Below are 15,553 nucleotides of genomic sequence, written 5' to 3' on the forward strand. Positions count from 1 at the left end.
TGATAATAGTCGTTAATGAAAAATTAATCTTCGCTAATCCGACTTCCTACCGCACCTTGTTGATTTTTATATTTCGCATCTTGGCGACGATTGTAAGGCCTATCCGCAGAGCCTGACATAGGTTCAAAACTTAATGCGCCAATCACCATACCCGGTCTTAATGCTAATGGCAGTTTACCTGAATTAAAAAATTCTAATACGATGTGCCCATGCCAGCCCGGATCAATTCGGTGAGCCGTGACGTGTACCATTAATCCCAATCGCGCTAAAGATGAGCGTCCATCTAACCACCCTACTACATTATCCGGTAATGTGACAGACTCTAATGTAACCGCCAAGGCAAGCTCTCCGGGATGAAGATAAAACGCTTCGCCTTCTGGTAATACAATTTCATCACTCATCACCCGCTCAAGGGCCTCATTAACTTCATTTTTGGGGCCACTGAGGTCAATGTAAGCCGCAGTATGTCCTTGGAAAACACGAAACTGGTTACCCAAGCGAACATCCGCTGTTGCGCCGTTAATTCGCTCGACAGGCGGGCGGGGTTCAATGACTAATTTACCTTCATCAAGCCACTGAATAATATCACGGTCGCATAATCGCATTTTATTTCCCTTCTTCAAGTTAAACAGGCAGTTTCATGGTTAATCATGCATGAAAGCTGCCTACAAATGAACTCAATTATTCACAAAACTGTCCGATTTTTGCTTTCAAAATATCGATCGCAACACGGTTTTTTCCCCCTCTAGGCACAATAATATCGGCATATTGTTTAGAAGGCTCAATAAACTGGAAGAACATCGGACGAACAGTTTTATTATATTGTTCAATAACAGAATCTAGACTACGCCCACGTTCATTCACATCACGTTTAATTCTACGCATTAAACAGATATCTAATGGCGTATCGACAAAGATAGAAAAATCCATCTCTTCACGTAAGCGCTTATCTGTTAATAACAGAATACCTTCAATAATAATAACTTTTTTTGGTTTAAAATGAATGGTTTCTGATTTACGGGTGTGAGCGACATAATCATATTGAGGGAGTTCGATGGCGTTTCCGGCTTTTAGTTCACACAAGTGTTGGTATAAAAGTGCGTGATCCATCGAATTGGGGTGGTCGTAGTTAACTTTATATCGTTCTTCCATTGTTAAATCACTTTGGTCACGATAATAGCAATCTTCTGGTATCACACCGATATTATGATCACCTACTTGCGCTCTTAATTCACGGTAAAGTGTACTGGCAATAAGACTTTTACCTGAAGCAGAGGCTCCAGCGATACCTACAATTGTGCACTGATGTGCTGTGTCAGCCATAATAAAAAACCTGGTTTGAAATAAAAAAGAGGAATAACGTAATAATATGTAAATATTACGCTCGCGCAGATTATAGTTTTGAAATCCTTCTGGTTCCAGCGTAAAACCAAAAATCTCTTTGTTTTTTATCAAAAATAGTCGGATCTCAGCGGATAAAAAAAAGGAAGCCTAAAAGACTTCCCATAATAATCAATAGATTATTGTTTCACCGCTTATACCGCGCGGAAAGAAATTTCCGTTGGAATAGCATCCCCATCCCAATACATTTGCGCAGAAACAGTTGAAGCAATTTCACGATAGATATCAGCGAACTCACCTTCAGGATCACGCATCACCGTCGGTTGTCCGCGATCTAAATCTTCACGTAAAGAGATATGCAGTGGAATTTGACCCAATAATTGGCAATGATATTTTTCGGCTAATTTCTCAGCACCACCTGTACCAAAAATAGGCTCAAGATGACCACAATTGCTACAAATATGCGCACTCATATTCTCAATAATACCTAATACGGGTACATTGACTTTTTTGAACATGACAATGCCTTTCATCGCATCCACCAGCGCAATATCTTGTGGTGTTGTAACAACAACGGCGCCAGTCACCGGAATATTTTGTGATAAGGTCAATTGAATATCACCCGTTCCTGGTGGCATATCGATCACAAGGTAGTCTAAATCAGGCCATAATGTATCTTGCAGCATTTGCATCAACGCTTTGCTTGCCATTGGACCACGCCATACCATGGCATTATCGTCTGTGACTAAATAACCGATAGAGTTAGATGCTAGACCATACGCCATAATAGGTGCCATATGTTGCCCATCTGGTGAAGTTGGGCGTTCCATGGTTGTACCTAACATATTAGGAATGGATGGACCATAAATATCCGCATCCAGAATACCTACTTTAGCCCCTTCTTGTGCAAGCGCTAAAGCAAGGTTTACCGCGGTACTGGATTTACCCACCCCGCCTTTACCTGAACTCACCGCCAGAATATTACGTACGCCATTAATACCTGGTAGATCGTTTGCACGACGTAGTGTGGCAATATTGTGTTTTAGCTTCCACTCAACAGCTTTGGCTCCCGTCATATTACGCAGCTCTGCCGTTTTTTCTTCAATCAGTTGTTGGAAAGGTTTTTTCCACACAAACGGCATTACTAATTCGATATGAAGGACATCATCAATCATCGCACACTGATGTAATGCTTTTAGGGAAAGCAGATTACGTTTCAATGTCGGGTGTTCAAAAGTAGACAAGACACCTGAAACTTTTTCTTTCAGAATCTCAGGGGTGGTCTGCTCGGGGGATTTATCACTCATCCCGGCTCCTCTCATTTTCGTTATTCATTAAATATCTGAGTGCACCTATCATATCAGATAGTCAATGACTACGATAATGCCTTACCTCAATTTGCCAAGCGAAATTTCTCTTGCAAAAACTCTATGATTGCCCTAGCGACATCATGACGAATAGGTTAACATCAAAGACCCTTTTTTTAATTTAATGGAAGTAAGATCCTTACTATGTCTCACGTCGCGAATAAATTATTGGTAACCTGCGCGTTACCTTATGCTAACGGTTCAATTCATCTCGGTCATATCCTTGAACACATTCAGGCTGATATCTGGGTCCGTTACCAACGAATGCGCGGCAAAGAAGTTCATTTCATCTGCGCTGATGATGCTCACGGCACGCCTATTATGCTGAAAGCTCAACAATTGGGTATTACCCCAGAAGCCATGATTGAAGAGATGAGCAAAGAGCATCAACAGGATTTTGCCGGTTTTAATATCAGCTACGATAATTATCACTCCACACACAGTGAAGAAAATCGTCAATTATCGACGAAAATTTATCTAGCCCTGAAAAAAAATGGTCATATTAAAAGTAAAACGATTTCTCAACTTTATGATGAAGAAAAAGGCATGTTCTTGCCTGATCGTTTTGTTAAAGGGACTTGCCCTAAGTGTAAAGCGCCCGATCAATATGGTGATAACTGTGAAGTATGTGGGTCAACTTATAGCCCGACAGAATTAATTAATCCTCGCTCTGTGGTATCGGGTTCAACGCCGGTAATGCGTGAAACTGAACACTATTTCTTTGATCTCCCAGCCTTTAGCAATATGTTGCAAGAGTGGATCCGCTCCGGTGCATTGCAAGAGCAAGTAGCCAATAAGATGCAAGAGTGGTTTGACAGCGGTCTGCAACAGTGGGATATCACCCGTGACGCCCCTTATTTCGGTTTTGAAATCCCTGATGCCCCGGGTAAATATTTCTATGTTTGGTTAGACGCCCCTATTGGTTATATGGGCTCATTCTTAAACCTATGTGAAAAGCGTGGTGATTTAAGCTTTGATGAGTTCTGGAACAAAGAGAGCAAAACTGACTTATACCATTTTATCGGTAAAGATATCGTTTATTTCCACAGCTTATTCTGGCCGGCAGTGTTAGAAGGTAGTGAATACCGTAAACCAACCAACCTATTTGTGCATGGCTATGTCACCGTCAATGGTGCGAAGATGTCAAAATCTCGCGGTACCTTTATTACGGCACGTGCCTATCTTGATCACTTTGATGCTGATTGCCTACGCTATTACTATGCGGCAAAACTTTCATCACGTATTGATGATATTGACCTAAACTTAGAAGACTTTGTACAGCGTGTAAACAGCGATATCGTCAACAAGGTGGTTAACCTCGCGTCCCGTACTGCGGGTTTTATCAGTAAACGCTTTGATGGCAGATTAGCGGCAAACCTTGATGATGCGAAGTTATATCAACATTTCGTCGATATGCAAGAAAGCATCGCACAATGTTTTGAAAACCGTGAATTTGGTAAAGCTATTCGTGAAATTATGGCATTAGCAGACGAAGCTAACCGCTATATTGATGAAAAAGCGCCTTGGGTGGTTGCTAAACAAGAAGGTAAAGAGGCTGAGTTGCAAGCTATTTGTACTATGGGAATTAACTTATTCCGTGTACTGATGACTTATTTAAAACCAATTCTACCTTCTTTAACAGAACGTTCAGAAGCCTTCTTACAAACTGAATTAACTTGGAATGCTCTGTCGCAACCGCTGTTAAACCATGAAATTACTAAATTTAAAGCATTGTTTAATCGTATTGAAATGGATAAAGCCAATGCAATGGTAGAAGCTTCAAAAAGTACCATTGCGCCAGTCAAAGAAATCACGGGTCCATTAGCAGACGCGCCTATTCAAGAAACCATTAAATTTGATGATTTTGCCAAAATTGATATGCGCATTGCTGAAATTAAACAGGCTGATTTCGTTGACGGCTCAGATAAGTTGCTAAAATTAATACTGGACTTAGGGGGAGAAACACGCCAAGTATTCTCCGGCATTCGTTCTGCATACCCTGATCCGAAAGTATTAGAAGGTCGCTTAACGGTTATGGTTGCAAACCTAGCACCTCGCAAAATGCGTTTTGGAATTTCAGAAGGTATGGTGATGGCCGCAGGCCCTGGTGGTGAAGATATTTTCTTACTTAGCCCAGATAGTGGGGCTAAACCGGGTCACCAAGTGAAATAAAAACTGACCTTTATTCAAAATGCAAATACAAAGCGGGGTTCTATAAAGAGCCCCGCTCTTTTTTTATTGTGATCCATAGCACACTTTGAAAATTGGTGTATGATAAATACGTCAGTTGATTTAGGACACATATCTATGAAATCTAAGCGGGTGCAGATCACAATCTGGCACTATATACGATCATTTTTTATACTTTATCTTTGTCTTTTTGCCGGTAATCTTATTTCAGCCTTATTACCTTTCGCGGTGCCGGGCAGTATTGTTGGACTACTTATTCTATTTGGTTTACTTGCCTTCCAGCTTATTCCATTACGTTGGGTAAAACCCGGTGGTAATATTTTACTGAAAAATATGTCATTGCTCTTTATTCCTATCGGGGTGGGTGTAATGAACTATTATAATTTATTAAGCCAACAACTCTTTCCTATTGTTCTGGCCTGTGTTGTCAGTACCTTTGCGGTGATGGCGCTAGTCGCTTACTGCTCACATTACGTGCATCGTGAACGTCCTATTATCGGTGCTAAACCCGATAAAGTAGAGGATGTAGAATTAGCAGAACAACAAGACGACGACAGAGCGTTAAGTGAGAAGAAAAAATGTTAATATTAATGAATATTTGGTGGTCATTACCGCTAACACTTATTATTTTCTACTTAGCACGTAAACTGGCGGCTCGATTTAAATGGCCTATTTTAAATCCGTTATTGATTGCTATTGTTGTTATTATTCCTATTTTATTAGTGACACACACCGCTTATGAGGATTATTTTGCCGGAAGTCGTATCCTTAACGACTTGTTGCAACCTGCTGTTGTTGCTTTAGCTATCCCTTTATATCAACAATTACACCAAATACGCGCACAATGGAAATCGTTAATTAGTATCTGCTTTATTGGTAGTATCGCCGCCATGGCTAGTGGTACAGCGATTGCATTATGGGCTGGCGCGACTCCTGAAATTGCTGCCTCCATTTTGCCTAAATCGGTAACAACCCCTATCGCAATGGCTGTTGCGGATTCCATAGGTGGTATTCCTGCAATCAGTGCTGCATGTGTTATTGCAGTAGGTATTTTAGGTGCCATTTTTGGTCATACGCTATTTAAAATATTACGTATTCCAACTCACGCTTCTCGTGGTTTAGCGATGGGAACAGTCTCTCACGCAGTGGGTACCGCAAGAGCAGCTGAAATTGATTATATTGAAGGGGCATATAGTTCATTAGCATTAATGACTTGCGGTATTATTACTTCACTTACTGCACCCTTTATTTTTCCTTTTATTTTGCACCTTTTTAGCTAATTAGCTAAATCAAGAGAACACATAAAAAACCTTCGTTCAGAGCGAAGGTTTTTTATGCTAATGCTAAAATCAATTTACTATAAATTTGAGATGCATCTCCCAATTAATCATTCAGTTGCAATGGTTTCATTGAAAATATGATTTTAATCACATATAAGAATAGGTAAAGATGCCTAAAATCTTACAATAGCAGAAGATTAATGGGAGACACCTATATGCATACTCGTTTTCAGGCAATTTGGTCAGATTTATCCCCTCAATTACAACAAGCACTTACGCCTTATCTTGAGCAGGATGAATTTCCGGCAATGTTCACTGCAGAACAAGTTAATGCGTTAAAAACACAGTTACAATGTAATGATGATGAGTTAGCCCTCGCATTACTGCCTGTTGCAGCCGCTTGTGCTGTGACACCTATCTCTCATTTTAATGTGGGTGCCATTGCTCGTGGTGAAAGCGGCCACTTCTATTTTGGGGCAAATATGGAGTTTGCTGGCGCCCCATTACAACAAACAGTACACGCAGAGCAAAGTGCGGTTACACATGCTTGGTTACGCGGTGAGTCTCGTTTAGTTGCCATCACAGTTAACTATACCCCTTGTGGTCATTGTCGTCAGTTTATGAACGAACTAAATAGCGGCACTCATATTGCAATCCATCTCCCAGGCCGAAAAGTGGCAACCTTAGGTGACTACTTACCTGATAGCTTTGGCCCTAAAGATCTCAATATCACTACCCTACTGATGGATAAAGTTAATCACGGTTATCAAATAGATAACACTAGCCAACTAGCACAACAGGCACTACAAGCAATAAATCGTAGTCATGCCCCTTACAGCCATTCTCACAGTGGTATTGCTGTACAGATGAAAAGCGGTAAGATCTTTCAAGGTAGTTATGCTGAAAATGCCGCATTCAATCCTAGTATGCCACCATTACAAGCGGCACTTATTGCATTAAATATGGCGGGTGAAAATGTTATGGATATTGAGTCTGCAATATTAATTGAAAAAGCAGACAGCCTATTAACTCAGTGGGATGCCACACAAGCAACATTAACAGCTTTAGGTTGCCGCCAAATACAGCGTGTCACTTTGTAACATTTTTTAACTTATACTGTTAAATTGTCCTCATAAAAAAGCATCAGCATGTAAATTTTTGCTGATGCTTATCAGAAAAAGTCATAACAATTGTATCTATCTCTCATTTCTAAGCAGAAAAATCATAAAAAAATAACATAAGCTGTACATATTTTTATTATTTTGTAGGATCTACACTTGTCATGTGACTAACTGCCTTACAAGAGTATTTTTCATGGAACTGGAACACGAAAGTAAACGTCCTCTCTATATCCCGTATGCAGGCCCAATCCTGCTTGAATTTCCCCTGTTAAATAAAGGTAGTGCTTTTAGCGAAGAAGAACGCAGCACCTTTAACCTTCATGGTTTACTGCCTGAGGCAGTAGAAACCATTGAAGAGCAGGTGGAACGCGCTTACCGTCAATATCTTGATTTTAAAAATGATAACGATAAACACATCTATTTAAGAAATATCCAAGATACCAATGAAACGCTATTTTATCGTCTGTTGGAATCTCACCTTACTGAAATGATGCCCATCATTTATACCCCCACAGTAGGTGAAGCTTGTGAGCACTTCTCTGATATTTACCGCCGTGCGCGTGGACTTTTTATCTCTTACCCTAACCGCGCCAATATTGATGATATGCTACAAAACGCCACCAAACAAAACGTAAAAGTGATTGTGGTCACAGATGGTGAGCGTATCCTTGGTTTAGGTGACCAAGGTATCGGTGGTATGGGTATTCCTATTGGTAAACTCTCTTTATATACCGCTTGTGGTGGAATAAGCCCCGCTTATACCTTACCCGTTGTACTGGATGTTGGCACCAATAACCCACAACGTTTAAATGACCCACTTTATATGGGCTGGCGCCACCCACGTATTACCGGAGATGAATATAACGAATTTGTCGATGAATTTATTCAAGCCGTTAAACGTCGTTGGCCAAATGTACTGCTGCAATTTGAAGATTTTGCACAAAAAAATGCCATGCCGTTATTAAATCGTTATCGTGATGAATTATGTTGCTTTAATGATGATATTCAAGGTACTGCCGCTGTGACATTAGGTAGTCTAATTGCGGCAAGCCGTGCTGCGGGGCGTCAATTAAAAGATCAAACTGTCGCTTTCTTAGGTGCAGGCTCAGCCGGTTGTGGTATTGCAGAGCAAATTATTGCACAAATGAAGTCTGAAGGACTAAGCGACGAACAAGCTCGTGCACGTATCTTTATGGTTGACCGTTTTGGTTTGTTAACGGATAAACTGCCAAACTTACTCGATTTCCAAAGTAAGCTTATTCAAAAAAGCGAAACGCTGGCCGATTGGCAAACAGAAACGGATGCAATTTCACTGTTAGAAGTGGTTAAAAATGCTAAGCCAACCATTCTGATTGGCGTTTCTGGTCAAGCAGGACTTTTCACTGAAGAGATTATTCGTGAAATGCATAAGCATTGTGAACGTCCTACCGTAATGCCTCTTTCTAACCCAACGTCTCGTGTTGAAGCGCGTCCTGAAGATATTATTAATTGGACTGATGGACAAGCTCTTGTTGCTACAGGAAGTCCATTTGCCCCAGTCACCTATAAAGAGAAAGTGTATCCTATTGCACAATGCAATAACTCATACATCTTCCCAGGTATTGGCCTTGGCGTTATTGCAAGTGGTGCAAAGCGTGTTACTGATGCCATGTTAATGGTTGCAAGCCGTGCGTTAGCCGATTGCTCGCCTATGGCAAAAGAAGGCGATGGCCCACTATTACCTTTATTAGCCGATATTCAACAAGTTTCACGTTATATTGCTAAACAAGTTGCCAAAGAAGCACAGGTGCAAGGTGTTGCAACGGTCACGTCTGATTCTGCTTTAGAAGAAGCGATTGAACGTAACTATTGGGAGCCTGAATACCGTATTTACAAGAGAACGTCATTCTAATTGAGTTAAAATCATTAGGTTTCATTCTGAAAAGCGCACTATTATCACTAATAGCGCGCTTTTTTCTTGCTTCCCAATTAGTGCTCAAGTAGCCTTTAACCTATTAGAAAACCCTGAGTCATTAAGGCAAGGATATGCTAAAGCGCCTCATTTATCTCTTTTTGACCCTTTTTATCTTAGTTGCGGTGGCATTAATTGCTTGTGATCGCTGGATAGGTGTAAAAACTAGCCCCTATATATTCGAAGATATAGATAAACTACCCGCCAAAAAAGTAGGCATGGTATTAGGTACTGCTAAATATTACACCACAGGCTATCTTAACCAATTTTATCAATATCGTATTCAAGGTGCTGTTAATGCCTATAACAGCGGCAAAGTGCAATATCTGTTACTCAGTGGAGATAATGCACAGCATAGCTATAATGAACCCAATACGATGCGTAAAGATTTAATTAAAGCAGGCATACCTGCATCGCGTATCGTTATGGATTTTGCTGGATTTAGAACTTTAGATTCGGTAGTACGCACAAAAGAAGTGTTTGGGACAGATGGCTTTACTATTATCACTCAGCGTTTCCATTGCGAACGAGCCGTCTTTATTGCCCTTGAAAAAGGCATTGATGCTCAGTGTTTTGCTGTTGCTTCGCCGAAGAGTATGTTTAAGGTGCGTGTACGTGAAGTTTTAGCCAGAGCAGGTGCGGTTGTCGATCTCTATATATTAAAACGTGAACCGCGTTTTCTAGGTCCACCAGAAGCGATACCTGCTGTACAAAATATTCCTGATGATATTAAGGGCTATCCGGCGGTTTCACCACAAGAGGTAGAAGCGTTGCCATTAAACAATGGCAAAAACAGTTAAAAGCGTTTAGCTAACCCTGTTGACGAGTGGCGCCACAGCCACTCGATTGGCCCTTGAGAAAAATAGCGTAACCACGTTACGGCAAAGATAATATTTATCACCCAAATGGCAATCACAAATAGCATAAGCTGCAATAAGGTAAATTGGTTAAATAACCCCATCCGCTGGAAAAGCGTTGTGCCAATAATACTCTGTAGTAAATAGGTGGTAAGCGCCATTTTCCCCACACAACGTAAAGCATAGGCGATAAAACTGTGTTGAATATAAGGCCATGCCCAATAGAGTAAAGCAATATAACCTAAGCTTTGAATAATTTGGATCACCATGGTGATAGGCTGAGCCACTACCGCAGACCACATATAATGCCAATCTAAATAATAATCGGTAATAACAAGCGTCCCTTGGAAAAGTAAACTTATGACTAAAAAACAAACCGCTATCAAACCATAATGAGACTGTGAATAGCGTCGTTGTAACCAACCGGATGCCATTAACGCCGCCCCCATTAACATGGCGCCAATTAAAAACCAACTATATTGACGAACTAAATTAAAAATAAAATCACTCAGTTCATCTAATCGCCAGTAGATACTATTTATATAGTTTCCGGTTTTCCAGTTAGTCTCTATCATGGCGGAATAGTCAGAGCTATACCAAACTATTTCAACAAAATCACGATAGTAATAAAATAAAAAAGCTAAAATAATCGCGCCAAATAAATAGAGCAGCAGCCCAAGGATAAATTGCCGCTTAATAGGTAATGCTTTAATAAAAAAGAGAACAAATAATCCGCAAATACTATAAGGAAATAAGATATCCCCTTCCCATAGTAATAGGGTATGAATAATACCGATTAATGCCAGAATAATTAGGCGAGAGACGTTCCAAGCAACAGAGCGTTGAGATAATAAATAAAGTGTTCCGCCAAATAGCAGCGCAAAAATAAACAGAAACTTTCCTTGGGTAAATAAATTTAATCCCATCCAAGTAAGTTTGTCCGCAAAAGTCGCCTCTCCTGAATGCATAGGATTAAATGAGGCAACTCTTAATAAGGCAAAACCTGAGATATTGAGTAATAAAATGCCAAGGATCGCTATTCCTCTCAACGCATCTAAAGCGTCGATGCGTTGACGTGAACTTTGTTCCATTTATTCATCTCAAAGATGGCGTACAGCACGCAAAAACTCTTGGCGAGTATTTTGGCTAGATTTAAATAGTCCACCTAATGAGGTTGTGGTGGTTGCACTGGTTGCATCACGAATGCCTCTTGCTTTTACACAATAGTGAACGGCATCAATAGAGACAGCAACGTTTTTCGTCCCCAATAGCGTTTGTAAGGCAATCAATATTTGTTGCGTTAAACGCTCTTGCACTTGAGGGCGTTGTGCGAAGAACTGCACAATACGGTTAATTTTTGATAAACCAATCACTTTATCTTTAGGAATATAAGCAACCGTTGCTTTACCATCAATAGTGACAAAATGGTGCTCACAAGTACTGGTTAATGTGATGTCACGAACAGTGACCATTTCATCAACCTGCATTTTATTTTCAATCAGGGTGATTTTAGGAAAGTTGTGATAATCCAAGCCTGAAAAAATTTCATCAACATACATTTTCGCAATGCGATGTGGCGTTTCCGCTAAACTGTCATCACTCAAATCTAGGTTTAACAATTTCATCACTTCCGTCATGTGATGTTTAATTTGTTGTTTACTCTCACTGGGTGAAAGTTTTGGCTCACGAAGAGGCGTTTCCAAACCACGCTCCACTAACGCGGCATGTACCCATTGCGCCTCTTTACTTAATGTTGATGACATTGGACTCTCCGATAAACACATTAATTAAGTCTCTGTTACCTAATTCAACGATAACCGTTACACTTTAGATGAGCTGAATCACATTATCCAGCAATACTGCATTTTTGGTTATGAAATTATTGCTTTTTTGTCATTTTTTATTGTTTTACCCTTTATTGTTTTCTTTCATACAAACCAAAATACCGCCGATGATCAATATCACAAAGGCGACATATAATGCCGGCTCTAGTCTTCCCGTTAACGCCGTTGAAAGGAAGGAAACCAGAGGCCCAACTAGCTGTCCAATAGCATAAAATGTTGTTAATAATCCTGCCATATAACGAGCATGATCAGGTGCCAACTCTTTACCACGTAAAAATGCCAATTGCACCGCGCACATTAACCCTCCCCCCACTAAAAATGCGCCAATAGCAAGACCTGTAATTGTGGGTAGCCATTCGGCAATGATGATCCCCAGTGCTTGCAACCATAGTGTTATCGCCAATCGTAATTGTGTATTAAGGACATTACGTGTCAGTATCGCGATCCCAATACATAAAGCTGCGGAAGCACCAAAAATAGGCCAGACAAATTGAGCAACTAAGCTACCGGGAAAACGTTCTGTCGCCATTTGAGATAAAAAGGTCGCAGGTAAAATATAACCAAAGCCCGCAAAGGTATAACCCCAAATCAATTTTTTCATCGCCGGCGTTAAGATAAGTGGCTCTACTTTGACTTGCTCACGATTAATTGACCAAGGTTTGGGTAAATGATAGCTCACATAAATTGCACAAATAAATGCCAACACACCGTAAATCAACCAACCTGTTGTCGCACTCATCTGCCACTTGAGAATGAATACCGCAAGAAGGCCACTAATAAAGATCCCCGCCCCTGTTCCTGCATAGACTGCCACACTTAATGCCGGGCGATTTAAACGGGCTAATACTTCATTTGCCCACGAAGCAACAAGCACTAATGTCCAACCGCTTGCCCAACCAATAAAAAAACGGGCAATACTATGAGTTAAAGCATCATTAAGTACCGCACTAAGCAGTGTAATGATCACCGCTCCCCATAATCCCCCCCAAAGCCGATAGCCCACACCTTTAGTTGCTTTCATCGCATCATATGAACCAGCTAAATATCCTAGATAATTAAATGCAGCAACAATACTGGCACTGGTTAATGTCAGTTGTGTGTCCGCAATCATTAGCGGTACTTGAGGCGTAAAAGTAAAACGCCCTATCCCCATAGCAACAACTAAAGCAAGGAAACCACTAAAAGCGATATGAAAGGCTTGTGCTGAATGGCTTGGGTGGGTTGAGGTATTCATAAGGCTCCATTGTATTGATGTTATTTATTACATTTAAAATACAACAATATTATTAACACATTAACTAACAGTTTTGTTTTAAATAGTTAACATTTTATGTTGAGTAATATTTTCTTTTTTTGCTGATGAGATGATCGCTAACATGATGTGCTTCATCGTGATAGATTAGTATCATGAAATAAAACAGCACATTTCGATAGATTTTGGAGTATACAATGAGTCAATGTCAGGTTAGCGGTTTGTTATCCCTTGATGAGGCGCTAGAAAAATTACTTGAAAAACCGGTGGCAATCACAGATACCCTTAGTATCCCTTTGCATAAGGCAGCAGGTTATATCTTAAGTGAGCACATCACTTCACCACTCAATGTACCTCCTTTCGATAATTCTGCCATGGATGGTTACGGTGTACGCTATACGGATCTAAACACTCAATCTCCTTTACCTATTGCAGGCAAAGCGTTTGCTGGAGTCCCTTTTGAAGGTGAATTACCACAAGGACAATGTGTTCGTATCATGACCGGAGCCATGATACCCGCAGGTGTCGATACCGTTATTATGCAAGAAGAAACACAAGTGACTGACAACGGTATTCTTTTTCCACATCCGGCCAAACTTGGACAAAATATTCGTCGTATTGGTGAGGATATAAAACAAAACGATATCGTCTTACCCGCAGGAACAAAACTTTCTACAGCACAGTTACCTCTTATTGCTTCACTCGGTATTGCCAATATTAATGTTTACCGCAAATTAAAAGTGGCCGTATTTTCAACGGGTGATGAGTTGCAAACTATTGGCCAACCATTAAAAGCGGGGCAAATCTATGATACTAACCGCTTTGCCGTACGCTTAATGTTGGAAAAATTAGATTGTGATGTGCTTGATTTAGGCGTTATTCCAGATTCGCCAGAAAAACTGCGAGAAACCTTTAAAACCGCTGATGCACAAGCGGATTTAGTGATTAGCAGTGGCGGAGTTTCTGTGGGTGAAGCGGACTATACTAAACAAATTTTAGATGAAATAGGCGAGATTGGTTTTTGGAAATTAGCCATTAAGCCGGGTAAACCTTTTGCTTTTGGTCGCTTACATAATGCTTGGTTCTGCGGATTACCGGGTAATCCTGTATCAGCAACAGTGACATTCTACCAATTAGTACAGCCTTTAATTGCCCGTTTATCTGGTTTTAGTCAGTGGCGAGCACCACAGCGTTTCCATGCTAAAACCTGTTCACCATTAAAAAAATCTGCCGGTCGTCTGGATTTCCAACGCGGTATCGCCAGTATTAATGAAAATGGTGAATGGCAAGTAACAACATCGGGACATCAAGGCTCTCACGTATATAGCTCCTTTAGTGTGGCAAACTGTTTTATCGTCTTAGAGCGAGAGCGTGGTAAAGTTGCAGCGGGTGAAACCGTCACTATTGAGTTATTTAATCCTCTGCTAAAAAGCGAATAGTGTTTATGAGTATAGAATTAACCGATGAAGAAACGCTGCGTTATAATCGCCAAATTGTGTTAAGAGGCTTTGATTTTGACGGTCAAGAAGCACTGAAAGGTGCTTCTGTATTGATTGTCGGTGTTGGGGGATTAGGCTGTAGTGTATCGCAATATCTTACTGCCGCAGGTGTTGGCAAACTGACACTATTAGATTTTGATACCGTTTCACTGTCCAATCTTCAACGCCAGATCCTACACCGCGATAGCACCATTGGTCAGCCGAAAGTTTTATCAGCTAAAACAACATTAAACGCGATTAATCCCCATGTACAGATAGATACGGTTGATGCACTACTTGAAGATAAAGCACTGGCTGAATTAATCAGCCAACATCATCTGATAATGGATTGCACAGATAATGTCACTATCCGCGAACAACTAAATCGACTGTGTTTTGTGCAGAAAAAACCCTTAGTATCTGGTGCAGCCATTCGTATGGAAGGCCAAATTAGCGTCTTTACCTATCAAGATGATGAACCTTGCTATCGCTGTTTAAGTCATCTTTTTGGTGATAATGCACTAACTTGTGTTGAAGCGGGTATTATGGCCCCTGTTGTGGGTACTATTGGCACTTTACAGGCCATTGAAGCCATCAAATTACTCACTGGTTATGGTGAAACTTTACATGGCAAAGTATTAATATTTGACGCTATGCGGATGCAATTTCGTGAATTTAAGTTACCTAAAAATCCACACTGTGATGTATGTGCGGCTAATTTGCCCGATAATTGACCCCTTCTAATATTTTAATAGGGTAAGTAGCTATCGGTTCTGCTTACCTTATTCTCTTCCATATAGTGGTATTCTATGCGGTTTATCCTATTATTTTCGCCCGTTGATAAAACAGTTAGTTAAATCAATGTAACACGC

Annotated in this window: 14 protein-coding genes; 8 read left to right on the top strand and 6 right to left on the bottom strand. The window is 40.5% G+C overall.

Going from position 1 to position 15,553, the window contains the following annotated elements; all coding sequences use genetic code 11:
- Window positions 1-23: 23 nt before the first annotated feature.
- The 3 genes from dcd to apbC all read right to left on the bottom strand — a co-directional run bounded on the left by dcd (window position 24) and on the right by apbC (window position 2,648).
- Window positions 24-605 carry a dCTP deaminase gene (gene dcd, locus GWI58_RS13810; RefSeq protein WP_004244515.1) on the bottom strand — a complete coding sequence of 194 codons (582 nt, stop codon included), beginning with the start codon at window positions 603-605 and terminating at the stop codon, window positions 24-26.
- Window positions 606-681: 76 nt separating this feature from the next.
- Window positions 682-1,323 (bottom strand): uridine kinase, encoded by a 642-nt coding sequence (gene udk / locus GWI58_RS13815; protein WP_004247591.1) that lies wholly within the window; start codon window positions 1,321-1,323, stop codon window positions 682-684.
- A gap of 212 nt (window positions 1,324-1,535) precedes the next feature.
- Window positions 1,536-2,648, bottom strand: a complete 1,113-nt coding sequence (gene apbC / locus GWI58_RS13820) for an iron-sulfur cluster carrier protein ApbC (protein WP_004247590.1) — start codon at window positions 2,646-2,648, stop codon at window positions 1,536-1,538.
- A 204-nt stretch (window positions 2,649-2,852) separates the two neighbouring features.
- Between apbC and metG the strand changes: the two genes are divergently transcribed.
- From metG to sanA, 6 genes are all read left to right on the top strand, one after another.
- The gene (metG, locus tag GWI58_RS13825; RefSeq protein ID WP_094959986.1) at window positions 2,853-4,880 is read left to right on the top strand and encodes a methionine--tRNA ligase; all 2,028 of its coding nucleotides are present in this window, start codon (window positions 2,853-2,855) and stop codon (window positions 4,878-4,880) included.
- A 135-nt stretch (window positions 4,881-5,015) separates the two neighbouring features.
- Window positions 5,016-5,483 carry a CidA/LrgA family protein gene (locus GWI58_RS13830; RefSeq protein ID WP_004247588.1) on the top strand — a complete coding sequence of 156 codons (468 nt, stop codon included), beginning with the start codon at window positions 5,016-5,018 and terminating at the stop codon, window positions 5,481-5,483.
- Window positions 5,477-6,178 (top strand): CidB/LrgB family autolysis modulator, encoded by a 702-nt coding sequence (locus GWI58_RS13835; protein ID WP_004247587.1) that lies wholly within the window; start codon window positions 5,477-5,479, stop codon window positions 6,176-6,178. Before GWI58_RS13830 ends, GWI58_RS13835 begins: the two co-directional genes overlap by 7 nt.
- A gap of 215 nt (window positions 6,179-6,393) precedes the next feature.
- The gene (gene cdd, locus GWI58_RS13840) at window positions 6,394-7,278 is read left to right on the top strand and encodes a cytidine deaminase (RefSeq protein WP_004247586.1); all 885 of its coding nucleotides are present in this window, start codon (window positions 6,394-6,396) and stop codon (window positions 7,276-7,278) included.
- 214 nt (window positions 7,279-7,492) lie between these two features.
- A complete protein-coding gene (locus GWI58_RS13845) occupies window positions 7,493-9,190 on the top strand; it encodes an NAD-dependent malic enzyme (RefSeq protein WP_004244507.1) in 1,698 nt (565 codons plus the stop codon).
- Between the two features lie 134 nt (window positions 9,191-9,324).
- Window positions 9,325-10,050 (top strand): outer membrane permeability protein SanA, encoded by a 726-nt coding sequence (gene sanA, locus GWI58_RS13850; RefSeq protein ID WP_004244506.1) that lies wholly within the window; start codon window positions 9,325-9,327, stop codon window positions 10,048-10,050.
- Here sanA and yeiB read toward each other — a convergent pair.
- The 3 genes from yeiB to GWI58_RS13865 form a co-directional block, all read right to left on the bottom strand.
- Window positions 10,047-11,198: a DUF418 domain-containing protein YeiB gene (gene yeiB / locus GWI58_RS13855; RefSeq protein WP_094959985.1), complete on the bottom strand. Its 1,152-nt coding sequence runs from the start codon at window positions 11,196-11,198 to the stop codon at window positions 10,047-10,049. The genes sanA and yeiB overlap by 4 nt on opposite strands.
- A gap of 9 nt (window positions 11,199-11,207) precedes the next feature.
- A complete protein-coding gene (gene folE, locus GWI58_RS13860; RefSeq protein WP_004244504.1) occupies window positions 11,208-11,870 on the bottom strand; it encodes a GTP cyclohydrolase I FolE in 663 nt (220 codons plus the stop codon).
- Between the two features lie 145 nt (window positions 11,871-12,015).
- A complete protein-coding gene (locus tag GWI58_RS13865) occupies window positions 12,016-13,185 on the bottom strand; it encodes a YbfB/YjiJ family MFS transporter (protein WP_004244503.1) in 1,170 nt (389 codons plus the stop codon).
- Window positions 13,186-13,400: 215 nt separating this feature from the next.
- Here GWI58_RS13865 and moeA point away from each other — a divergent pair, with 215 nt between their 5' ends.
- Window positions 13,401-14,642 (top strand): molybdopterin molybdotransferase MoeA, encoded by a 1,242-nt coding sequence (gene moeA / locus GWI58_RS13870; protein WP_094959984.1) that lies wholly within the window; start codon window positions 13,401-13,403, stop codon window positions 14,640-14,642.
- A gap of 5 nt (window positions 14,643-14,647) precedes the next feature.
- A complete protein-coding gene (gene moeB / locus GWI58_RS13875; protein ID WP_036971803.1) occupies window positions 14,648-15,415 on the top strand; it encodes a molybdopterin-synthase adenylyltransferase MoeB in 768 nt (255 codons plus the stop codon).
- The last annotated feature ends 138 nt before the right edge of the window (window positions 15,416-15,553 follow it).

The sequence above is a fragment of the Proteus sp. G2674 genome (assembly GCF_009915195.1).
Classification (GTDB): domain Bacteria; phylum Pseudomonadota; class Gammaproteobacteria; order Enterobacterales; family Enterobacteriaceae; genus Proteus; species Proteus mirabilis.